Genomic DNA, 23,139 nt, shown 5'->3' with positions numbered 1-23,139 from the left:
GTCGCCCCGGTCGCGAGCAAGCTTTGCTCCCACAGCAAGCTCCCCTCGCCACGGGGCATAACTCACGTCAGGGGTATCGCTCCCAGCCTTCAACCCACCACCCAACGCCGTCACCAGGTCAGCATGGGCACTCAGCCGGGCGGCTTGCACCTGCTGCTGCACCTGTTGCTGCTTGAACAGCAGGCTTTGGGCATTGAGCACGTTGAGGTAGTCGGTGAGCCCACGCTGGAACGCCACCATCGCGATGTCGTAGGTACGCTGGGCGGCGGCCACCGATTCGGCGGCGAAGGCCTGCTGTTTGTCCATGGACTGGCGACGGATCAACTGATCGGAAATACCCTTGAGGGCATTCACCAGTGTCTGGTTGTAGTGCGCCACGGCGATGTCATACCCGGCGGCCGCCTCGCCCAACTGCGCACGCAGGCGCCCGCCGTCGAAGATCGGCAACGTGATCGCCGGCCCGACGTTGTAGGTGAGCTTCTTGCCGGTCAGGAACTCCAGCGCCCCGCCACCGGTGGCCATGTAGCCGAGGCTCCCCACCAGATCGACGTTGGGATAAAAACCGGCCCGGGCCACATCGATGCCCCGGGCCTGGGCCGCCACTTGCCAACGCCCGGCCACCACATCCGGACGCTGGCCAAGCAGCTCGGCAGGCAAGGCCGACGGCAACTTCAAGGACGCGCCGAGGGCCAGGGTGGGTCGTTGCAACTGCGCGCCCGCTCCTGGTCCCTTGCCGGCCAGGGCCGCCAACTGATTGCGGCTCAAGGCGATGGCTTCGTCCAGGACGTCGAGTTGGCGATGGGTTTCGGGCAGTGGCGCCTGGGCCTGGCTGACTTCGAAATGAGTGCCGATGCCACCGTCCAGGCGCTTTTGCGCCAGGTCGAGAATCTGCGTTTGTTGGCGCAGGGTCGCGGCGACGATATCGCGCTGGGCGTAGTGCAGCGAAAACTGAATGTAGGCGCGCACGATGTTGTTCTGCAGTTCTAGCTGCGCCTGTCGCGCTTCAGCGACGCTGACGTGGGCCAGGTCAACCGCCCGTTCACTGGCATTGCGCTCACGGCCCCACAGGTCCAGGGCATAACTCAAACCCAGGGAAGCATTGTTGTCCCAAGTCGTGGTGTCGGCCAGCTCGCCCGGCCCGTAGAACTGATCGGAGGGCCAGTTATGGCGCTTGAGTGACGCCTGACCATTGATCTGCAACGACTCGGCGGCCTCGGCGATGCCGGCCATGGCCTTGGCCTGGCGCACCCGGGCAGCGGCCATGGTCAGGCTCGGGCTGTCGTGCACGGCCAGGTCGATCCAGCGATCCAGTTGCCGATCGCCATAGGCTTGCCACCACTGGCGGGTGGGCCAGTGGGCGTCGCGGGCGGCCTCGCGGATGGCCGCATCGGTAGCCAATTGGTTGGCCGGTAATACCTGGCTTTGCGGCCCAATCCCTCCTGTCCCGATGCAACCACTGATGGTTAATGTCAGAACCCAAACACTGAGAGTCTTCAGCTCTCTGCTGATGCAACGCGGCACTTGCGCAAAATTCCTGAGAGGGGGGCATGACGACGAGGATGGCTGCCTGTTAACGCAAACCTGTGGGAGCGAGCTGGCTCGCGATGGCGTCCGGACACTCACCTCAAATGTTGAATGTGACGGCCTCATCGCGAGCAAGCTCGCTCCCACAAGTGTCCGCCAAGGCCCGCTCCTGCTTTGGCGGCAATTCTAGGCATCGCCCTCCCCGGCGATAAGCCGACCTTTCTGCGAATCTTTGTTACCGTTAACGCGATAATCCATTAGTCGGGTCCCGCATCTCTGTAACTTCATGTCACAATTTGCCACCTCCCAAGAGAGCCCTCCATGGACACCTTGCAAAACATGCGCGCGTTCAGCTGTGTGGCCGAAGCCGGCAGTTTCACCGCCGCCGCCGTACAACTGGATACCACCACAGCCAATGTCTCGCGTGCGGTTTCCAACCTGGAAGCCCATCTGCAAACCCGCCTGCTCAATCGCACCACCCGCCGTATTGCCCTGACCGAGGCGGGTAAACGCTACTTGCTGCGTTGCGAGCAGATCCTGGCTTACGTCGAAGAAGCGGAAGCCGAGGCCAGCGACGCCCATGCGCGCCCGGCCGGGCAGTTGAAGGTCCACACCATGACCGGCATCGGCCAGCATTTCGTGATCGACGCCATCGCCCGCTACCGCAAGACGCATCCGGATGTAACCTTCGACCTCACCCTGGCCAACCGGGTGCCGGACATCCTGGACGAGGGCTACGACGTCTCCATCGTGCTCGCCAGCGAGCTGCCGGATTCGGGCTTCGTCTCCCAGCGTCTGGGGATCACCTACAGCATCGTCTGTGCGTCGCCCGCCTACGTGAAAGCCAGCGGCTGCCCGCAAAAACCCAGCGACCTGCTCAACCACGCCTGCCTGCGCCTGGTCAGCCCGGTCATCCCGCTGGAAAAATGGGTGTTCGACGGCCCGGAAGGCCAAGAGATGGTCACCATCAACAGCTCACCGTTCCTGGTGAACTCCGCCGATGCGATGAAAACCGCGATCACCAGCGGCATGGGCGTGGGAGTATTGCCGGTGTACGCCGCCATCGAAGGCTTGCGCAACGGCACGCTGGTGCGGGTCATGCCCAACTACCGCTCCCAGGAACTGAACCTCTACGCCATCTATCCATCGCGCCAATACCTGGATGCGAAGATCAAGACCTGGGTCGAATACCTGCGCGGCTCGTTGCCGGAAATCCTCGCGGCGCACCAGGCTGAACTGACGGCTTACGAATTGAGTGGCAGCCTGGCAGGCGCACGGGTCACGAGCTGAAGTCGTCCCCGTGCTTGAAGAATGAATTCAGCGCTTGCCCATGGAACGCCGCGTGCCGGGAGGCGCCGCGCCCGGGGTCTTGGTATGGCCATTCTTCGCGCCATTCTTGTACCACGGCTGTTGCCCGGCGCCCTTGGCAGCAGCCAGTTCACCGGGTTTGAACGGGAATTTGAAAGCAGGGATCGCCGCCTTGACGTCCTCACTGCTGGAAACATCGCTGTCCGTTTGGCCAGACGATTCGCCTTGCGAACGTTCGTCCGCAGGCGATGGTATTGAGGAAGTCATTTGAATTATTCACCTGAGTAGGACAACAACCCGTGGCGAGGGAGCTTGCTCCCGCTGGGCTGCGAAGCAGCCCATCCCTGTGAGCGCTTCGCACTCAAGCGGGAGCAAGCTCCCTCGCCACAATTCAGTATGCCGGGCTCCGTAGGCGAGCCGCGAAAGGCGGCAGTATACCTGCCCGATATCACCGCGCGCTGGCCGTTTCATCCGGCATCTGCATTCATCCGACAGCAAACCGGGACAAAACTGACAAGCCTGTCAGTTAGCCGTCACCTTCCTGACCGGCTCGCAACGCTATATAAGAAAGCTCCAACTCCTGCGTCCCGAACCGGCCCTTCATATCCATGCGCATCCAGAAGAAAACTGTCCTGCTTGTCGTGCTGTTGATCGCCCTGGCGGCCCTCGCCCTCTGGTTTGTGCTCAAGCCCGTCACCGCCAAGCCCGGCGCTCCCGCCGCCGTTCCGGTACGGGCCATCAGCGTGATGCAAAAGGATGTACCGCGCTTCGCCAGCGGCATCGGCACGGTGCTCTCGCTGCACAGCGTGGTGATCCGGCCGCAGATCGACGGCATCCTTACCCGCCTGCTGGTCAAGGAAGGGCAACTGGTGAAGAAGGGTGACCTGTTGGCGACCATCGACGACCGCTCGATCCGCGCCAGCCTCGACCAGGCCCGGGCCCAGCTTGGCGAGAGCCAGGCGCAACTGGCGGTGGCCCAGGTCAATCTCAAGCGCTACAAATTGCTGAGCGTCGATGACGGCGTTTCGAAGCAGACCTACGACCAGCAACAGGCGCTGGTCAACCAGCTCAAGGCGACCGCCCAGGGCAACCAGGCGGCCATCGACTCGGCCCAGGTGCAACTGTCCTACACCCAGATCCGTTCCCCAGTGAGCGGTCGCGTCGGCATTCGCAACGTGGACGAAGGCAACTTCCTGCGTACCAGCGACGCCGAAGGCCTGTTCACGGTGACCCAGATCGATCCGATCGCCGTGGAGTTCTCCCTACCCCAGCAAATGCTACCCACCTTGCAACGGTTGATCGCCGCCCCCGAGCAAGCCTTGGTCAAGGCCTATATCGGCGCCGATGGCGCCCCCGAGGAGCTGCTCGGCGAGGGGCGCCTGAGCCTCATCGACAACCAGATCAACGCCAACACCGGCACCCTGCGGGCCAAGGCCGAATTCAACAACGCCGCGCAACGGTTGTGGCCGGGGCAATTGGTGACGCTGAAGATCCAGACCGCCGTCGACAAGGACGCCCTGGTGGTACCGCCCACCGTGGTCCAGCGCGGCCTGGAGCAACACTTCGTGTACCGGATCAAGGACGACAAGGTCGAGAGCGTGCCGGTGGTGATGGTTTACCAGGACAGCGACCTGCACATCATCAAGGGAGTGAACGCCGGCGATCAGTTGGTGAGCGACGGCCAGTCACGGCTCAAGCCGGGCAGCCATATCCAGGTGCTCAGTGATCCGCCCGCCCTGGCCAAGACCGCGGAGCCCCAGCCATGAAGGGCCGCGGCTCGGTTTCGGCATGGTGCATCGACCACCCCATCGCCACGGTACTGCTGACGTTTGCCCTGGTACTGCTGGGAGTGATCGCGTTTCCCCGCCTGCCCGTCGCGCCGTTGCCGGAGGCGGAATTCCCGACCATCCAGGTCAACGCCCAGTTGCCCGGGGCCAGCCCCGAAACCATGGCGTCGTCGGTGGCGACGCCGCTGGAAGTGCAATTCAGTGCCATTCCCGGCATCACCCAGATGACCTCCAGCAGCGCCCTGGGCTCGACCAACCTGATCCTGCAATTCAGCCTCGATAAAAGCATCGACACCGCCGCCCAGGAAGTGCAGGCGGCGATCAACACCGCCGCCGGCAAACTGCCCAACGACATGCCGAACCTGCCCACCTGGCGCAAGGTCAACCCCGCCGACAGCCCGGTGCTGATCCTCAGCATCAGCTCCAGCCTGATGCCCAGCACCGAACTGAGCGACTACGTCGAAACCCTGCTGTCCCGTCAGATCAGCCAGATCGATGGCGTAGGGCAAATCTACATCACCGGCCAGCAACGTCCGGCGATCCGGGTCCAGGCCTCGGCCGACCGGCTCGCTGCCATCGGCCTGACCCTGGCGGACATTCGCCTGACGCTCCAACAGGCCAGCCTGAACCTGGCCAAGGGCGCCTTGTACGGTGAGTCGAGCATTTCCACCCTGTCCACCAACGACCAGTTGTTCAAACCCGCAGAGTACGGCGAGCTGATCGTGTCCTATAAGGACGGGGCACCGGTTCATCTCAAGGACATCGCCAAGGTGGTCAACGGCTCGGAAAACGCCTACGTCCAGGCCTGGTCCGACAACGAGCCCGGGGTCAACCTGGTGATCTTCCGGCAACCGGGGGCCAATATCGTCGAGACCGTCGACCGCATCCAGGCGGCCCTGCCCACCCTGCAAGCCATGTTGCCCGCCGCGGTGCAGGTCAAGGTGTTGATCGACCGCACCCAGACCATCCGCGCCTCGCTGCACGAAGTGGAAATCACCTTGCTGATCGCGGTGCTGTTGGTGGTGGCGGTGATGGCGCTGTTCCTGCGCCAGCTCTCGGCGACCCTGATCGTCTCGGCGGTGCTGGGGGTGTCGCTGACCGCCAGTTTCGCCCTGATGTACGTGATGGGGTTCAGCCTGAACAACCTGACCCTGGTGGCCATCGTCATCTCGGTGGGGTTCGTGGTGGACGATGCGATTGTGGTGGTGGAGAACATCCACCGGCACCTGGAGGCCGGCGACGGCATGCGCGAGGCGGCGATCAAGGGGGCCGGCGAAATCGGCTTTACCGTCGTTTCCATCAGCTTCTCGCTGATCGCCGCGTTCATTCCGCTGCTGTTCATGGGCGGCGTGGTCGGGCGCCTGTTCAAGGAGTTTGCCCTGACCGCCACGTCGACCATCCTGATCTCGGTGGTGGTGTCCCTCACGTTGGCACCGACCCTGGCCGCGCTGTTCATGCGCGCCCCGGTGCACCCTGCCCACGGCGCGCCAGGGTTCGGCGAACGCCTGCTGGGTGGGTATGAACGCGGTCTGCGTCGGGCCCTGGCCCATCAAAAGCTGATGATCGGCGTGTTCGGCCTGACCCTGGCACTGGCGGTGGTGGGCTATGTGTTCATTCCCAAGGGTTTCTTCCCGGTACAGGACACCGGCCTGGTGCTGGGCACCAGCGAAGCCGCCGCCGATGTGTCGTTCCCGGACATGGTGGCCAAGCACAAGGCCCTGGCCGACATCGTCGCTGCCGACCCGGCGGTGCAGACCTTCTCCCATTCCGTCGGTGTCTCGGGCAACAACCAGACCATCGCCAACGGCCGCTTCTGGATCGCCCTCAAGCCTCGGGGCGAGCGGGATGTCTCGGCCAGCGGGTTCATCGACCGAATCCGCCCCAAGCTGCTGAAAATCCCTGGCGTGGTGCTGTACCTCAGGGCTGGGCAGGACATCAACCTCAGCTCCGGCCCCAGCCGCGCCCAGTATCAATACGTGCTCAAGAGCAACGACGGGCCGAGCCTCAACGCCTGGACACAAAAACTCACCGACAAGCTGCGCGGCAACCCGGCATTCCGTGACATCTCCAACGACCTGCAACTGGGTGGCAGCATCACCCACATCAACATCGACCGCAGCGCGGCGGCGCGCTTCGGCCTCACCGCCACCGATGTCGACCAGGCCCTGTACGATGCCTTCGGCCAGCGGCAGATCAATGAGTTCCAGACCGAGACCAACCAGTACAACGTGATCCTGGAACTCGACACCGCGCAACGGGGCAAAGCCGAGAGCCTGGCGTATTTTTACCTGCGTTCGCCCCTGAGTGGGGAAATGGTGCCGCTCTCGGCCCTGGCCCGCTTCGATGCGCCCAGCAACGGCCCGCTGTCGATTGCCCACGACGGCATGTTCCCGGCCGCCAACCTGTCGTTCAACCTCGCGCCCGGCGTGGCCCTGGGGGACGCGGTGCGCCTGCTCGACCAGGCGAAGAACGAAATCGGCATGCCGGCCGCCATCACCGGTAATTTCCAGGGCGCGGCCCAGGCCTTTCAAAGCTCGCTGGCGAGCCAGCCGTGGCTGATCCTCGCCGCGCTGGTGGCCGTGTACATCATCCTCGGCGTGCTCTACGAGAGTTTCGTGCACCCGTTGACGATCATCTCCACCCTGCCCTCGGCCGGCCTCGGCGCGCTGATCATGCTCTGGCTGCTGGGCCAGGATTTTTCGATCATGGCGCTGATCGGGCTGGTGCTGCTGATCGGGATCGTCAAGAAGAACGGCATTCTGATGATCGACTTCGCCCTCGATGCCCAGCGCAACCAAGGGCTGGCCCCCCAGGAGGCGATTTTCCAGGCGTGCCTGACACGTTTCCGTCCGATCATGATGACCACCCTGGCGGCGCTGCTCGGTGCCCTGCCGCTGATGCTCGGCTATGGCCCCGGCGCGGAACTGCGCCAGCCCCTGGGCATCGCGGTGGTGGGCGGCCTGTTGGTGAGCCAGGCGCTGACGCTGTTCACCACACCGGTCATATACTTGTGGCTCGAGCGAGTGTTCCATCGGCCCGCCCATCAGCCAGGGTCGGCGCCGACGACGGCGCTGGCGAGCACAGACCACTGAGGCGGGGCCATGCGCGTTCTGATCATCGAAGACGAAGAAAAAACCGCGGACTACCTGCACCGCGGCTTGACCGAACAAGGCTACACCGTGGACGTGGCGCCGGACGGCATCGAGGGGCTGCACCTGGCCCTGGAAACCGACTATGCGGTGATCGTGCTCGACGTGATGCTGCCGGGCCTGGACGGCTTCGGCGTGCTCCGCGCCCTGCGCGCCCGCAAGCAGACCCCGGTGATCATGCTCACCGCCCGGGAACGGGTCGAGGACCGTATCAAGGGTTTGCGCGACGGGGCCGATGACTACCTGGGCAAGCCCTTCTCCTTCCTCGAACTGGTGGCCCGCCTGCAAGCCCTGACTCGTCGCAGCGGCGGCCATGAACCGGTGCAGGTGAGCATCGCCGACCTGTGGATCGACCTGATCAGCCGCAAAGCCACCCGCGCCGGCCAGCGCCTGGACCTGACCGCCAAGGAGTTCTCCCTGCTCAGCGTCCTGGCCCGCCGCCAGGGTGAAATCCTCTCGAAAACCGCCATTGCCGAAATGGTCTGGGACATCAACTTCGACAGTGACGCCAACGTGGTGGAAGTGGCGATCAAACGCTTGCGGGCCAAGCTCGACGGGCCATTCGAACAGAAGTTGCTGCACACCATTCGTGGCATGGGATATGTGCTGGAGAGTCGCAGTGATGACCTTCCCTGACAGCATCGCCTTGCGCCTGAGCGGCATGTTCACACTGGTGGCGGCGCTGGTGTTCCTGTTGATCGGGGGCGCTTTGTACCAACAGGTCGCCAAGGGCCTGGGCCTGTTGCCCGAAGCCGAGCTCGATGCCCGCTACAGTGTCCTGGAGTCCACCGTCGGCCGCTACGGCACGCCTGAACACTGGGTGAAGATCAACAACAAGCTGCGTCTGCTCGGCGAGGAAGACAAGCGCATCCATTTCTGGATCGTCAGCGACGACCCGCGCTTTGAATATGGCAATCCCGATGCACAGATCCGCGCTTTTGCCCAAGGCCCGCTGGGTAAACGCGACCTGACGTTGCCCCATCGGCACTACCCGATGAAGGTGCTGGTGAGCCAGTTCCCGGCCAAGGACCAACGCCCGCCACTACGCTTCATGATCGGCATCGACACCGAGACCTTCTACCAGACCCAGCATCGCCTGTTGGTGGCGCTGGTGAGCCTGGCGATTGTCGGCGTGTTTCTGGCTTCGTTGCTGGGCTACTGGGTCGCGCGCATCGGTCTCAAGCCGCTGATCAAGCTGTCCGATGAAGCCCGGCGCCTGGCCCCGCCCCGCCTGTCCGGGCGCTTGCAACTGTCGCCCTTGCCGCCGGAGCTGAGCCAGTTCGTCAGTTCCTTCAACGCCACCCTGGACCGGGTCGAACAGGCTTACTCGCGGCTGGAGTCGTTCAACGCCGACGTCGCCCATGAATTACGCTCGCCCCTGACCAACCTGATCGGCCAGACCCAGGTGGCGCTGACCCGTGGACGCTCGGCCGAACACTACTTCGAGGTGTTGCAATCGAATCTCGAGGAGTTGGAGCGGCTGCGCTCGATCATCAACGACATGCTGTTCCTGGCCAGCGCCGACCAGGGCAGCAAGGCCACCAAGTTGACCAGCACCTCCCTGGCCGGCGAAGTGGCGACCACCCTCGATTACCTGGACTTCATCCTGGAAGATGCCCAGGTCCAGGTCCGAGTCTGCGGCGACGCCCAGGCCAACATCGAGATCGCCCACCTGCGGCGGGCACTGATCAACCTGTTGAGCAATGCCGTACAACACACCGCGCCCGGGCAAGTCATCGACGTGCGCATCGAAACCCTTGGCGAGCAGATCAGCCTCGCCGTCACCAACCCCGGCGAACCGATTGCCGGCGAGCACCTGCCACGCCTGTTCGAACGCTTCTATCGCGTCGATGCCTCGCGAAGCAACAGTGGCGCCAACCACGGACTGGGGCTGGCCATCGTCAAGGCCATTGCACTGATGCATGGTGGCGATGTGTTTGTGCACAGCGACCAGGGCGCCAACACGTTCGGGATCCGCTTGCCCGCCTGACGCCCCTCCCCCCTAAGTTTGTACGAGTCATCAGGCCTTTCCTGGCCAATGAATGCTGGGCGAAAGGCAGCTGTAGCAAAATCGGAAGACCGTCCGAACGCGGCCCGGGCTTTCATCAATTACCGGGTTATTGCGCAAACACTGATTGCCCGCTCTCATTGATCCAAGCACAATCAGCAAAAGGCCAGCATCTGGTGCATTGCCGGTTTGCAATCCTTGGGGACGGATCCCAGCCACATGACAATGCAGACATCGGAACCATGAGCGCGCGCAGTGCGACACCCGGCAACACCCCGCCTTCGATACGTTCGGAACGGGTACTCGTACTGGCCAGCTCGCTGGTTGTCATTGCCATCCTAAGCATCGTGACGTTCCTGTTGATCCGCGAACATGCCGCCGCACAACAGGCAGCGACACGTGCGGCGACCAATATCGTGCAACTGATTGACGCCGATGTGCTGCGTAACGTGGAGCTCTACGATCTGTCGCTACAAGGTTTGGCCGCCGCCGCTAAACGCGACGACCTGAAAGACGTTTCGCCGGCGATTCGCCATCTGGCGCTGTTCGACCGCGCCACCGCCGTTCCCTATAAAGGCGACATCCTGCTTCTGGACAAACACGGCGATGTGATCGCCGACTCCGCCTCGGTCGAACCGCGCAAAGGCAATTACGCCGACCGGGAATATTTCCAGTCTCATGTCCAGGACCCGAGCCCGGGCATGATGATCAGTCGTCCGTTCCGTTCCAGGAGTGCCACCCACGATTGGCGCATCAGCTTCAGCTATCGACTGAGCGACGAACGGGGCGAGTTCATGGGCGTCGCCGAGGCAGCGATGCGGTTGAACTACTTCAACCAATTATTCAAAAGCCTGAACATCGGACATGGCGGGACGGTTAATCTGGTCAGCAGCAAAGGCATTCTATTGGCCCAAGAACCGCCCTTGGCTGACGATATGATAGGCAGGGACTTCAGCAACCGACCGAACTTCGTACGAATCCTGCGCGAAGGCAACGGCAGCTTCACCAGCGTATCTGGCCAAGATCAAAAAACGCGCCTGTACACCTTTTCCCAGGTAGGCGACTTACCGCTGATTGTCGTGGTAGCCCTCTCGACCCGGGAGGTTTTTGCCTCCTGGCAACGCACGGCATTGTTGGTCAGCGGCGCCACCGGTGCGCTGTGCATCGGTTTGCTCTGGCTCACCTGGCTGCTGCGCCGCGAATTGCGCCGCCGCTACAGAGCTGAACGGGAATTGGCCCAACTGGCGTCCGTCGACGCTCTCACAGGCCTGGCCAACCGACGAACACTGGACGAGACATTGCAACAGGAATGGCTACGTGCCCAACGTTCGGGCCAACCGTTGTCTGTGCTGATGATCGATGCCGATCACTTCAAGGCGTTCAACGATCGTCATGGTCATCAACAGGGTGACGAGGCCCTGCGCACCTTGGCGCAATTGATCGGCCAACATGTCCGCCGTCCCGCCGACCTGGCGGCGCGCTATGGCGGTGAAGAGTTCTCGGTGGTGCTGCCGGAGACCACCACCGCTGGCGCCTTCACCATGGCCCAGCATATTCGCGACGCGGTTGAACAACTGCCACCGATGTCGGAGGGGGGAGCGCCCATGACGGTGAGTATTGGCATCGCTACTTGGACTCAGGGACCGTACAGCGAACTCAAACAACTCTTGTTCGCTGCGGACAAGGCGCTGTACCAGGCCAAGGCCAGCGGGCGCAATCGGGTGGTTTGTGCGATGTGATGCCCGTCTTGTTGCTGTAGGGCGCTCTGTGTATATCCGTTTCTTCGGTAACGGCGGCTTATGGTTCCGCCCTGACGGCGGGTCACTTTCGAAAAGCCCGGAAGCCGGCCCAGTCAAAAGTAACCAAAGCGCCTTTGCCCCACCACTTGGCACCTCGCCTAGGCTCGGTGTGCCCTCACTCCGGCATTGCTCCGTGGGCCGCCGCGAAGGGCCATCCATGGCCCAGCGCGGCTAACCCGGCATCCATGCCGGGATGCCCACTGCGCAATACCTTCGTTCAGCCAGCGTGGGTAACGGGGCGCCCGAGATCAACGTCCACCACGAGGCGGCCTGATAGCCGACCTGGTTCTTACTGGGACCGCGTTCTCCTGTGGGAGCGAGCTTGCTCGCGATGGCGGTCGTTCAGTCAAATGGATGTTGGGCCTGTTGGCCTCATCGCGAGCAAGCTCGCTCCCACAGTGGTTTTGTGTTGGACTTAAATTTCGTGGCTGTTGGATATCGAAATGTGGGAGCGAGCTTGCTCGCGATGGCGGTGGCTCAGTCACAGGGTGTTGGGCTTTCTGGCCTCATCGCGAGCAAGCTCGCTCCCACAGTGGTTTTGTGTTGGACTTAAATTTCGTGGCTGTTGAATATCGAAATGTGGGAGCGAGCTTGCTCGCGATGGCGGTGGTTCAGTCACAGGGATGTTGGGCTTGCCGGCCTCATCGCGAGCAAGCTCGCTCCCACAGGAGAAACGCGGTCCTCATCAAGAATCAGGTCGGCTATAAGGCCGCCTCGCGGTGGACGTTGATCTCGGACGCCCCGTTAACCACGATGGCCGAACGCAGGCATTGTGGAGTGGGCATCCCGGCATGGATGCCGGGATAGCCGCGCTGGGCCATGGATGGCCCTTCGCGGCGGGCCCACGGAGCAATGCCGGAGTGAGGGCATGCCGAGCCTAAGCGAGGCACCGAGTGGTGGGGCAAAAGCGCTTTGGTTACTTTCGCGCTTTTCGAAAGTGACCCGCCGTAAGGGCGGAACCCTAAGCAGCCGTCACCGCAGCAATGGATATACACACCAACCAAGCACCCATAAAAAAAGGCCACCCAAAGGCAGCCCTTAAAAAACTAGAGAGGTTTTTTGCTTACACAGCCGCAACAGGGCGCATGTAAGAGATTGGTGCGGTGCTGGCGTCTTCGAACGTCACGACTTCCCAAGCATCTTTCTGCTCAATCAACTTGCGCAGCAGCTGGTTGTTCAGTGCGTGGCCGGACTTGAAGCCCTTGAACTCACCAATCAGGCTATTGCCCAGCAGGTAGAGGTCGCCGATTGCATCGAGGATCTTGTGCTTGACGAATTCGTCTTCATAACGAAGACCGTCTTCGTTCAATACACCATCGGAGTCGACCACGATCGCATTTTCAACACTGCCGCCGAGTGCGAGGTTGTGCTTGCGCAGATACTCGATATCACTCATGAAACCAAAGGTACGGGCGCGGCTGACTTCTTTTACGAACGAAGTGCTGGAAAAATCCACGCTTGCACTCTGGGTGCGGTCACGGAAAACCGGGTGATCGAAATCGATCTCGAAGCTCACCTTGAAACCTTCGAAAGGGACGAAAGTGGCGCGCTTGTCGCCGTCTTCCACTGTCACTTCCCGCAGGATGCGGATGAACTTCTTGGCTGCGTCCTGCTCTTCCAGGCCAGCCGATTGAATCAGGAATACGAAGGGTCCGGCACTGCCATCCATGATCGGGACTTCGGACGCGGAGAGCTCGACGTAGGCGTTATCGATGCCCAGGCCAGCCATGGCCGAGAGCAAATGCTCCACCGTATCCACTTTGGTGTCACCGTTGACCAGTGTGGTCGACATAGTGGTTTCACCAACGTTTTCCGCGCGAGCAGGAATCTGCACCACAGGGTCGAGGTCGGCACGACAAAACACAATGCCGGTATCGATAGGCGCGGGCTTGAGGGTCAGGTAGACCTTCTCGCCGGAGTGCAAGCCGACACCTGTGGCACGGATAATATTCTTCAGGGTGCGTTGTTTAATCATGGCATGGGCCGCTTCAGCGCAAATTGCGAACTGGTATCAACAAAGGCTGGCGATGATAGCAGACCAGACCTTTGCTGAACACCAATCACCCGTATCCCCCTGATACATTTCATCAATCGGCCTGACGACGCAGGAAAGCCGGGATGTCCAGGTAATCCAGATCGTCTTGCGGATTCATCTTCGCGGCAGTCGCAGTACCGGCCTGGGCCTGGTTGCGCATGACGGTCGGACGGTCCAGGTCACGGTAGTTCACCGCAGGCGCTTCCTGACGCGAAGCCACTTGTTGTTGCGGTTGCGAAGCCATGGAAGTGTGAACGGTGTTGTCGATGACCTTCACGGGCTTCTCGATTTTCGCGCCCAGGCCCGTGGCAACCACGGTCACGTGCAACTCGTCGCGCATGTCTGGATCGATAACGGTACCGACCTTGACCATCGCGTGCTCGGAAGCGAAGGCTTCGATGATGCTACCCACGTCGGAGTACTCACCCAGGGACAGGTCAGGACCGGCGGTGATGTTCACCAGGATGCCGCGTGCACCTTGCAGGTTCACGTCTTCGAGCAACGGGTTCCGGATGGCCGCTTCGGTGGCCTCGCGTGCACGGTTCGGACCGCTGGCGCAGCCAGTGCCCATCATCGCCATGCCCATTTCGCTCATGACAGTCCGTACGTCGGCAAAGTCGACGTTGATCATGCCCGGACGCTTGATGATGTCGGAGATACCGCGAACGGCACCGGCCAGTACATCGTCAGCCTTGGCGAAAGCCGACAGCAGGCTTGCGTCTTTACCCAGGATGGTCAGCAGCTTCTCGTTAGGAATGGTGATCAACGAGTCAACGCTTTCAGACAGCAGACGGATACCTTCGTCGGCGATCTGCATACGCTTGCGGCCTTCGAACGGGAACGGACGAGTCACCACCGCAACGGTGAGGATCCCCATTTCCTTGGCCACTTCGGCAATGATTGGCGCCGCACCGGTACCGGTACCGCCGCCCATGCCCGTGGTGATGAACACCATGTTGGTGCCTTGCAGGACTTCAGCAATGCGCTCACGGTCTTCGAGAGCGGCCTGACGACCGACTTCCGGGTTGGCGCCGGCGCCCAGGCCTTTGGTTACGCCAGTGCCCAATTGCAGGATGGTCCGCGCGCCGATGGATTTCAGCGCCTGGGCATCAGTGTTGGCGCAGATGAATTCAACGCCTTCAATGTTGCTCTTGACCATGTGGTTGACAGCGTTGCCGCCGCCACCGCCGACACCGATTACTTTGATAACCGGGCTAGCGGGGATGTTGTCTACGAGTTCGAACATTTTCCCTCTCCTTTCATTCTCTAGTTTTTTCGCCTACTGCGTTTGCTGCGTCTTCCAGCGCCAAGCCTGAAACCTGCCGCGTGAAGCTTTGAAACTGTTTAGAAGTTGCCTTTGACCCAAGCCTGGAGCCGCTCGAACAGCGGTGCCTTCGGCTCGTCGCTGCTGTAGCTGTCGCGGCTGCCAATCCCCGAAAACGAGATCCCGTCGGACTGTTTCTGCAGGCCGTACATCAATAGGCCTACGCCGGTGGAATAGATCGGGTTGCGGACCACGTCATCCAGGCCCTTGACGCCATGGGGCACGCCCAGGCGCACCGGCATGTGGAAAATCTCTTCGGCCAGCTCGACCGCGCCTTCCATCTTCGACGTACCGCCCGTCAGCACGATGCCGGCCGGGATCAGGTCTTCGTAGCCACTGCGACGCAGCTCGGCCTGGATCAGCGTGAACAGTTCGTCGTAGCGCGGCTCGACCACTTCGGCCAGGGCCTGGCGCGACAGTTCGCGCGGTGGACGGTCGCCGACGCTCGGCACCTTGATGGTTTCACCGGCACCGGCCAGCTTCGCCAGGGCACAGGCGTAACGGATCTTGATTTCCTCGGCGTACTGGGTCGGGGTGCGCAACGCCATGGCGATGTCGTTGGTCACCTGGTCACCGGCAATCGGGATCACCGCCGTGTGGCGGATCGCGCCTTCAGTGAAGATCGCGATGTCGGTGGTACCGCCGCCGATGTCCACCAGGCACACGCCCAGTTCTTTCTCGTCGTCGGTCAGCACCGAGTAGGCCGAGGCCAGTTGCTCGAGGATGATGTCGTCGATTTCCAGACCGCAGCGGCGCACGCACTTCTCGATGTTCTGCGCGGCGTTCACCGCACAGGTCACGACGTGGACCTTGGCTTCCAGGCGCACGCCGGACATGCCCAGGGGCTCACGCACGCCTTCCTGGTTATCGATCACGTAATCCTGTGGCAGGGTGTGCAGCACACGCTGGTCGGCCGGGATCGCCACGGCCTGGGCCGCGTCGAGGACGCGCTCCAGGTCGGCGGAGCTGACTTCGCGATCACGGATCGCCACGATGCCGTGGGAGTTCAAACTGCGGATGTGATTGCCCGCCACGCCGACGAACGCCGAGTGAATCCGGCAACCGGCCATCAGCTGCGCCTCTTCGATGGCGCGCTGGATCGATTGCACGGTGGACTCGATGTTCACCACCACGCCTTTTTTCAAGCCGCGGGACGGGTGTGTACCGATCCCGACGATGACCAGCGTGCCGTCGTCCGCGACTTCGCCTACCAGCGCCACCACCTTGGAAGTGCCGATATCGAGACCGACGATCATTTTCCCGCTTTGCACGTTTGCCATGGGTCCTGCCTCTTCTTAATTCTTCGCGACGGCGGGTACGGCCGTCGTCGGCGCTACAGGTTCCCGCCAGCCAACAGCCAGGCCGTTGGCGTAGCGCAGATCGATGCGCGCAATGTTCGTAATCTGTTCTTTGAGCGTCTTGTCATAGATGGCGATGAAGCGGCGCATCTTTTCCACCAGGTTGCCGCGCCCGAGCAACAGCTCGATGCCCGGCCCCGAGCTGCCCGCGCCAGTGGTCAGGAACCAACTGCCGCGCTCACGCAATTCCAGGCGCGCGATGGAGAAGCCCAACGGCCGCAACATCTGGCTCAACACCTGGTACTGCTGCATCACTTGCTGCTGGGCCCGCTGTGGACCGAACAGTTGTGGCAAATGTTCATAGTTGGCCAGTTCTCGCGGCGTAAACGCCTGGCCCTGGTTGTTCAACAGCGACTCGTCGCCCCAACGGGCCACCGGCAGTTGTTCTTCCAGGCGTATCGACACCTGGTCGGGCCACACCCGCCGGACTTCGGCGTGAGCGATCCAGGGCATCTGCTCCAGCTCCGTGCGCATGCCCGCCAGGTCGATGGTGAAAAAGCTCGACGCGACGAACGGGGCGATCCGTTGCTGCACCGCCTGCTGGCTGATGTAGCTCAGGTCGCCCTGGACGTTGATCCGGGCGATCGGCCGGTCGGCATAAGGCAGCAACCGCTGCGCGCCTTCATAAGTGCCGAACCCCAACGCCACCAGCAGCACCGGCCAGAACAGGCTCTTGAGAAAACCAAAATTGGCTTTCGGCAAGCGCGCCGACATCGGCTCTTTGGCCACCATTCGGCTGGCACCCCGCGGCACCGGCTTGCGACCGGGTGCGGATGGCTGATGACGAAGCGATGCGCCTTGCATGGCTTAACCTCTTGGCTCTTGATGGCCGACACTGGCGGCCAGGATCGACAGCACCAGTTGCTGGAAATCCAGACCGGCGGCACGGGCCGCCATGGGCACCAGGCTGTGATCGGTCATGCCAGGGGCGGTATTGACTTCCAGGAACCAGAACTGCCCATCGGCGTCCTGCATCACGTCTGCCCGGCCCCAACCGGCGATACCCAGCGCCTCACAGGCCTTGGCCGTGAGGTCCATCAGTTCTTTTTCCTTGGCAGCGTCCAGCCCGCAGGGAATGCGGTACTGGGTATCGTTGGCGATGTACTTGGCGTCGTAGTCGTAGAACGTGTGGGGCGTGCCCAGCGCAATCGGGGGCAACACCTGGTCACGCAGGGTGGCGATGGTGAACTCGGGACCGGTGATCCATTGTTCGACCAACACTTGCGAATCGTAGGAACTGGCGTCTTTCCATGCCGCGGTCAACTCAGGCAGCGAAGTCACTTTCGCCATGCCGATACTTGAACCTTCATGGGCCGGTTTGACGATCAAAGGGAAGCCCAGTTCCGTGGCCGCCGAAATACAATCGGCCTCGGACGCCAGCACGGCGTGACGCGGCGTCGGAATGCCAAGGCTGTGCCAGACCTGCTTGGTGCGCAACTTGTCCATCGCCAGGGCGGATGCCAGGATGCCGCTGCCGGTGTAGGGAATCCCCAGGCATTCGAGCAGGCCTTGCATGCTGCCGTCTTCACCGCCACGGCCGTGGAGGATGATGAACGCGCGGTCGATCTTTTCGCTCAGCAGGCGCTGCAGGAAATCGTCGCCCACGTCGATGCCGAAGGCGTCGACGCCGGCGCTTTGCAAGGCTTGCAGCACGGCATTGCCGGACTTGAGGGACACCTCGCGCTCGGCGCTCTTGCCACCGAACAGCACGGCCACGCGGCCGAAGGCTTTCGGATCGAGGGTCGAAACCAGGTTGGCGTAGGCAGCAGTCATTTCAGTTTCCCCTCGCTGGAGGCCACGATTGCTCCGGCGAATAACGGACTTTTCAATAGTTTCGGGGCCAGGCCACCGATGTCACCGGCACCCTGGCACAGCAGGATGTCGCCGGCGCGCAGCAGCGGCTTGACCAACGGCGCGAGGTCCACGCCGCGTTCGATGTAGATCGGGTCCAACTGGCCGCGTTGACGAATGCTGTGGCACAGCTGGCGGCTGTCGGCCCCCGGGATCGGTTCTTCACCGGCCGGGTAGACTTCCATCAGCAGCAGCACGTTGGCGTCGGCCAGCACTTGGACGAAATCGTCATACAGGTCGCGGGTGCGGCTATAGCGGTGCGGCTGGTAGACCATCACCAGGCGCCGCTCCGGCCAGCCACCGCGCACGGCCTTGATCACCGCCGCGACTTCGGTCGGGTGATGGCCGTAGTCGTCCACCAGCATCACGTTGCCGCCGTCCACCGGCAGTTCGCCGTAGACCTGGAAGCGTCGGCCCACACCCTGGAACCCAGACAGCCCCTGGACGATGGCTTCATCGCTGACACCTTCGTCGGTGGCGATGCAGATGGTGGCCAAGGCATTGAGCACGTTGTGGTTGCCGGGCATGTTCACCGACACGTCCAACGGCTCGCGATCAGGGCGCAACACAGTGAAGAACGTCTGCATGCCCTGCTGGCGCACGTTGATGGCGCGCACGTCGGCGTCTTCGCCAAAGCCGTAGGTCACGGTCGGACGCTTGATCAGCGGCAGGATTTCACGCACCACCGGGTCGTCCAGGCACACCACCGCCAGACCGTAGAACGGCAGGTTGTGCAGGAACTCGACGAAGGTTTTCTTCAGTTTGTTGAAGTCACCGTCGTAGGTCGCCATGTGGTCGGCGTCGATGTTGGTCACCACGGCCACCAGCGGTTGCAGGTGCAGGAAGCTCGCATCGCTCTCGTCGGCTTCGGCGATCAGGTAGCGGCTGGTGCCCAGCTGGGCATTGGTGCCCGCGGCATTCAGACGACCGCCGATGACGAAGGTCGGGTCCAGGCCACCGGCAGCGAACACCGAAGCGATCAGGCTGGTGGTGGTGGTCTTGCCGTGGGTACCGGCAACGGCGATGCCGTGGCGATAGCGCATCAGCTCGGCGAGCATCTCGGCCCGTGGCACCACGGGAATACGGCGCTCCAGGGCGGTGGCGACTTCCGGGTTGGAGGTGTTAATGGCGCTGGAAACCACCAGCACGTCGGCATCGGCAGCGTTTTCGGCACGGTGGCCGATAAAGATCTGCGCACCGAAGGACTCCAGGCGCTCGGTGACCGGGGAAGCCTTCAGGTCGGAACCCGAGACCTGGTAACCCAGGTTCAGCAACACCTCGGCGATCCCGCACATACCCACGCCGCCGATACCGACGAAGTGGATGCGGCGGATACGGCGCATTTCCGGTTGCGGCATGGCTTTGCGATTCTCAACCATGGGCCACCTCCAGGCAGGTATCGACCACTTGGGCCGTGGCATCGGGTTTGGCCAGGCGGCGTGCGGCGCGGGCCATGTCTTCAAGTCGTTGCGGCTGCATCAAAACCTCTGTCAGGCGGGCGGCAAGATCCGCGGCGCCAGTCGTTCTTTGCGGCATCAGGAAGGCAGCGCCTTCACGGGCCAAATAATCGGCGTTACGGGTCTGGTGATCGTCGATGGCGTGGGGCAAAGGCACCAGCATCGAGGGCAGACCGGCGGCAGCCAGTTCACTGATGGTCAGCGCGCCTGCGCGGCAGACCACCAGGTCGGCCCAGCCATAGGCTTGGGCCATGTCTTTGATGAAAGGCTGCACTTGCGCCTCGACGCCGGCGGCGCGGTAGCGCTCGGCGGTCACTTCATCGTGGTGCTTGCCGGCCTGGTGAAACACTTCCGGGCGCAGTTCGGGGGCGACCTGCGACAGGGCTTCGGGCAGCAATTTATTCAACGGTTCTGCCCCCAGGCTTCCGCCCAGGACCAGCAAACGCGCTTTGCGTCCGGCCAGGGCCGGGCGCGGTGTTTCGAGGAACAGCTCGGTACGCACCGGGTTACCGGTGGTGCGGCGGCTGCCCGACAGGGTAAAGGTGTCGGGAAAAGCTTCACAGACCCGGGCGGCCAACGGCACCAGTAACCGATTGGCGGTACCGGCCACGGCGTTCTGCTCGTGGACGATCACCGGCACACCGGCCAATTTCGCCGCAACACCGCCAGGACCGGTCACATAACCACCGAAACCGACCACGCACACCGGGCGCAACCGACGGATGATCGCCCGCGCCTGCCAGATCGACTTGAGCAGCATCAGCGGCGCCTTGAGCAACGACAACTTGCCCTTGCCACGCAGGCCACTGGCGTCGATCCGGTGCAGCTCAAGGCCCGCACCCGGTACCAATTCGTTCTCGATACCCCGTGGCGTACCCAGCCAATGCACGGTGTAGCCGCGCGCCTGGAACTCCCGGGCACAAGCCAGCGCCGGGAACACGTGCCCGCCGGTACCGCCGGCCATGATCAGCACATTAGCGCCCATGAGTCGGCTCCTCGGCGAAGTCGCTCTCCTGGAATTCCATCTCTTCGCTGCCCAGGTGGGTTCGACTCTCCCATTCGATGCGCAGCAACAGGCCGAGACAGGCGCAGCAGATCACCAGGGAACTGCCGCCATAACTGAGGAACGGCAACGTCAGGCCCTTGGTCGGCAACAGGCCGACGTTCACACCGATGTTGATCAGGAACTGGCCGATCCACAGGAACGACAAGCCATACGCCACGTAGGCGGCGAAAAACTGCTTGGCCTTTTCGGCCCACAAGCCGATGTACATGCCGCGCACGCAGACGAACACGAACAGGGCAACGGTGCACAGGGAACCCACCACGCCCAATTCTTCGGCCAATACCGAGAACACGAAGTCGGTATGGGCTTCCGGCAGGTAGAACTGTTTCTGCACGCTGTTGCCCAGGCCTACGCCCAGCCATTCGCCGCGGCCGAAGGCGATCAGGGCCTGGGTCAACTGATAGCCGGAACCGAACTGGTCGGCCCACGGGTCGGTAAAGGTGATCAGGCGCGCCATCCGATACGGTTGCGCCTGTACCAGCACCGTCACCGCGCCGACCGCCAGCGCCACCATCAGGGTGAACCGGAACAGCCCGACGCCGCCCAGGAACAGCATCGCCGCCGCCGCGCCCATCATCACCACCGTGGCGCCGAAGTCCGGCTCCATCAGCAGCAGGCCCGCCATCGGCAGCAACACGATGAACGGCTTGAAGAAACCCATCCAGCTCTCACGCACTTCCTTCTGGCGACGCACCAGGTAACCGGCGAGGTAGATCACCACGAAGACCTTGGCGATCTCCGAAGGCTGGACGTTGAAGAAACTGAAGCCGATCCAGCGCATGGAACCGTTGACCTCGCGGCCGATTCCCGGCACCAGCACCATCACCAACAGGCCAAAGGCACCGAGCAGCATCAGCCAGCCCAGGCGTTGCCAGGTGGCGATCGGCACCATCATGGTGACGATGCACGCGCCCAGGCCGATCACCAGGTAAATGAGGTGGCGGATCATGTGGTAAAGCGTGTTGCCCGACTGCACGGCGGCCACTTCCGACGACGCGGAGGTAATCATCACCAGGCCCAGGCCCAGCAAGGCCAGGCAACCGGCGAGCATCGGGAAATCCAGGTCGATGCCGCGGCCGGTGATCAGCGGCGACGGGTACGGCTTGATGATGTTCATCAGGCTCATGCCAAGTCCTCCGCGGCCCGGGCGAACAACTGCCCGCGCTCTTCATAGTTCTTGAACATGTCGAAACTGGCGCAGGCCGGTGACAACAGCACCGCGTCGCCCGGGTGCGCGAGGGCGCGGCACTGCTGCACCGCTTCGTCCAGCGAACTGACGCGAACCAGCGGCACGGCGTCGCCGAGGGCCTGGGCGATCAATTCGCGGTCGCGGCCCATCAGCACCACGGCACGGCAGTTGGCCGCCACCGGGTCGCGCAGGTCCTTGAAGTCAGCGCCCTTGCCGTCGCCGCCGGCGATCAGCACGAGCTTGCCTTCGATGTCCGCACCCAGCCCTTCGATGGCCGCCAGCGCAGCACCGACGTTGGTGGCTTTGGAGTCGTTGTACCAAGCCACGCCATCGAGGTCGCGCACCCACTGGCAGCGGTGCTCAAGGCCGGCGAAGGTGCGCAGGGCCGCAAGCATGGCGTCGAACGGAAGGCCAACCGCGTGCCCCAGGGCCAACGCGGCCAAGGCATTGGCCTGGTTGTGGGCGCCACGAATCTTCAGCTCGCGCACCGGCATCAGGTTCTGGAATTCGAAGGCCAGGTATTTCTCGCCATTCTCTTCGCGCAAGCCGAAGCCTTTGAAATCAGGAACGCCCAGGCCGAAGGACCAGCACGGCATGCCCTCGCCCAGCAGCGGACGGGTCAACGCATCCTGGCGGTTGAACACCACTTGCCGCGCGCCACGGAAGATCCGGTGCTTGGCCAGGTGATACGCCGGCAGGCCGCTGTAGCGGTCCATGTGGTCTTCGCTGATGTTGAGCACGGTGGCCACTTCGGCGCCCAGGTGGTCGGTGGTTTCCAGCTGGAAGCTCGACAGTTCCATCACGTACAGCTCGACGTCGTCGCTGAGCAGGTCCAGCGCCGGGGTGCCGAGGTTGCCCCCCACGGCGACGCGCTTGCCGGCCGCCGCGGCCATCTCGCCCACCAGGGTGGTGACGGTGCTCTTGGCGTTGGAGCCGCTGATGGCAATGATCGGCGCCTTGGCGTTACGCGCGAACAGCTCGATGTCACCGGACAGTTTCACGCCACGGGCCGCGGCAGCCTGCAGGGCCGGAGTCGCCAGGGCCAGGCCGGGGCTCACGTAGAGCTCATCGGCGCGGCACAGGAACTCGACGTCCAGCTCGCCACAACGCACGTCCACCTGGGGATAGTCACGGCGCAGCGTGGCCAGCTCAGGCGGATTTTCCCGCGTATCGGCCACGGCAAACGACACGCCCCGGTTCGCCAGGAAGCGAACCAGGGACATGCCGCTCTTGCCGAGGCCGACAACGATGCGGAAGTGGTCAGAAGCGATCAGGGACACTCGT

The 23,139-nt window shown here is 62.8% G+C and carries 16 protein-coding genes and 1 pseudogene; 6 read left to right on the top strand and 11 right to left on the bottom strand.

What is annotated here, in order from left to right; genetic code table 11:
* Positions 1-69: 69 nt before the first annotated feature.
* Positions 70-1,521, bottom strand: a pseudogene (locus AC3A5O_RS04955) (efflux transporter outer membrane subunit); the annotation flags it as partial.
* 324 nt (positions 1,522-1,845) lie between these two features.
* On the opposite strand from AC3A5O_RS04955, the gene AC3A5O_RS04950 reads away from it, so the two are divergent.
* Positions 1,846-2,814, top strand: coding sequence for a LysR family transcriptional regulator (locus AC3A5O_RS04950; protein ID WP_060740766.1), 969 nt, complete (start codon positions 1,846-1,848; stop codon positions 2,812-2,814).
* Positions 2,815-2,841: 27 nt separating this feature from the next.
* Here AC3A5O_RS04950 and AC3A5O_RS04945 read toward each other — a convergent pair whose 3' ends face one another.
* Positions 2,842-3,099 carry a hypothetical protein gene (locus AC3A5O_RS04945; protein WP_122566549.1) on the bottom strand — a complete coding sequence of 86 codons (258 nt, stop codon included), beginning with the start codon at positions 3,097-3,099 and terminating at the stop codon, positions 2,842-2,844.
* A gap of 341 nt (positions 3,100-3,440) precedes the next feature.
* Here AC3A5O_RS04945 and AC3A5O_RS04940 point away from each other — a divergent pair, with 341 nt between their 5' ends.
* From AC3A5O_RS04940 to AC3A5O_RS04920, 5 genes are all read left to right on the top strand, one after another.
* Positions 3,441-4,598, top strand: a complete 1,158-nt coding sequence (locus AC3A5O_RS04940; protein ID WP_487752904.1) for an efflux RND transporter periplasmic adaptor subunit — start codon at positions 3,441-3,443, stop codon at positions 4,596-4,598.
* A complete protein-coding gene (locus AC3A5O_RS04935; RefSeq protein ID WP_305491058.1) occupies positions 4,595-7,711 on the top strand; it encodes a multidrug efflux RND transporter permease subunit in 3,117 nt (1,038 codons plus the stop codon). Before AC3A5O_RS04940 ends, AC3A5O_RS04935 begins: the two co-directional genes overlap by 4 nt.
* Positions 7,712-7,720: 9 nt before the next feature.
* Positions 7,721-8,404 carry a heavy metal response regulator transcription factor gene (locus tag AC3A5O_RS04930; protein WP_025215389.1) on the top strand — a complete coding sequence of 228 codons (684 nt, stop codon included), beginning with the start codon at positions 7,721-7,723 and terminating at the stop codon, positions 8,402-8,404.
* The gene (locus tag AC3A5O_RS04925; RefSeq protein WP_122566552.1) at positions 8,391-9,758 is read left to right on the top strand and encodes a heavy metal sensor histidine kinase; all 1,368 of its coding nucleotides are present in this window, start codon (positions 8,391-8,393) and stop codon (positions 9,756-9,758) included. Before AC3A5O_RS04930 ends, AC3A5O_RS04925 begins: the two co-directional genes overlap by 14 nt.
* Before the next feature lie 260 nt (positions 9,759-10,018).
* Positions 10,019-11,515 carry a sensor domain-containing diguanylate cyclase gene (locus AC3A5O_RS04920; protein ID WP_122566553.1) on the top strand — a complete coding sequence of 499 codons (1,497 nt, stop codon included), beginning with the start codon at positions 10,019-10,021 and terminating at the stop codon, positions 11,513-11,515.
* A 1,123-nt stretch (positions 11,516-12,638) separates the two neighbouring features.
* Here the strand turns inward: AC3A5O_RS04920 and lpxC are convergent.
* From lpxC to murD, 9 genes are all read right to left on the bottom strand, one after another.
* Positions 12,639-13,550, bottom strand: a complete 912-nt coding sequence (gene lpxC, locus AC3A5O_RS04915) for a UDP-3-O-acyl-N-acetylglucosamine deacetylase (protein ID WP_003178240.1) — start codon at positions 13,548-13,550, stop codon at positions 12,639-12,641.
* 112 nt (positions 13,551-13,662) lie between these two features.
* Complete coding sequence (ftsZ, locus tag AC3A5O_RS04910) at positions 13,663-14,856, bottom strand: cell division protein FtsZ (protein ID WP_003205341.1); 1,194 nt, start codon at positions 14,854-14,856, stop codon at positions 13,663-13,665.
* 98 nt (positions 14,857-14,954) lie between these two features.
* Complete coding sequence (gene ftsA, locus AC3A5O_RS04905) at positions 14,955-16,214, bottom strand: cell division protein FtsA (protein ID WP_003205342.1); 1,260 nt, start codon at positions 16,212-16,214, stop codon at positions 14,955-14,957.
* Between the two features lie 15 nt (positions 16,215-16,229).
* Positions 16,230-17,096 (bottom strand): cell division protein FtsQ/DivIB, encoded by an 867-nt coding sequence (locus AC3A5O_RS04900; protein ID WP_030139675.1) that lies wholly within the window; start codon positions 17,094-17,096, stop codon positions 16,230-16,232.
* Positions 17,097-17,099: 3 nt separating this feature from the next.
* Positions 17,100-18,065, bottom strand: coding sequence for a D-alanine--D-alanine ligase (locus AC3A5O_RS04895; RefSeq protein ID WP_122567003.1), 966 nt, complete (start codon positions 18,063-18,065; stop codon positions 17,100-17,102).
* Entirely contained in the window at positions 18,062-19,522 is a 1,461-nt protein-coding gene (gene murC / locus AC3A5O_RS04890) for a UDP-N-acetylmuramate--L-alanine ligase (protein WP_487752903.1), read from the bottom strand. Before murC ends, AC3A5O_RS04895 begins: the two co-directional genes overlap by 4 nt.
* Positions 19,515-20,585 (bottom strand): undecaprenyldiphospho-muramoylpentapeptide beta-N-acetylglucosaminyltransferase, encoded by a 1,071-nt coding sequence (murG, locus tag AC3A5O_RS04885; protein WP_305482199.1) that lies wholly within the window; start codon positions 20,583-20,585, stop codon positions 19,515-19,517. The genes murC and murG overlap by 8 nt, the downstream gene beginning before the upstream one ends.
* Complete coding sequence (gene ftsW / locus AC3A5O_RS04880) at positions 20,575-21,792, bottom strand: putative lipid II flippase FtsW (RefSeq protein WP_122567006.1); 1,218 nt, start codon at positions 21,790-21,792, stop codon at positions 20,575-20,577. The genes murG and ftsW overlap by 11 nt, the downstream gene beginning before the upstream one ends.
* Positions 21,789-23,135: a UDP-N-acetylmuramoyl-L-alanine--D-glutamate ligase gene (murD, locus tag AC3A5O_RS04875; RefSeq protein ID WP_305482198.1), complete on the bottom strand. Its 1,347-nt coding sequence runs from the start codon at positions 23,133-23,135 to the stop codon at positions 21,789-21,791. Before murD ends, ftsW begins: the two co-directional genes overlap by 4 nt.
* Positions 23,136-23,139: the final 4 nt, after the last annotated feature.

It is taken from the genome of Pseudomonas sp. Soil_N_39, from assembly GCF_057655955.1.
The sequence above is the reverse complement of the archived record's forward strand: the minus strand, read 5'-3'. Positions and strand labels throughout refer to the sequence as shown.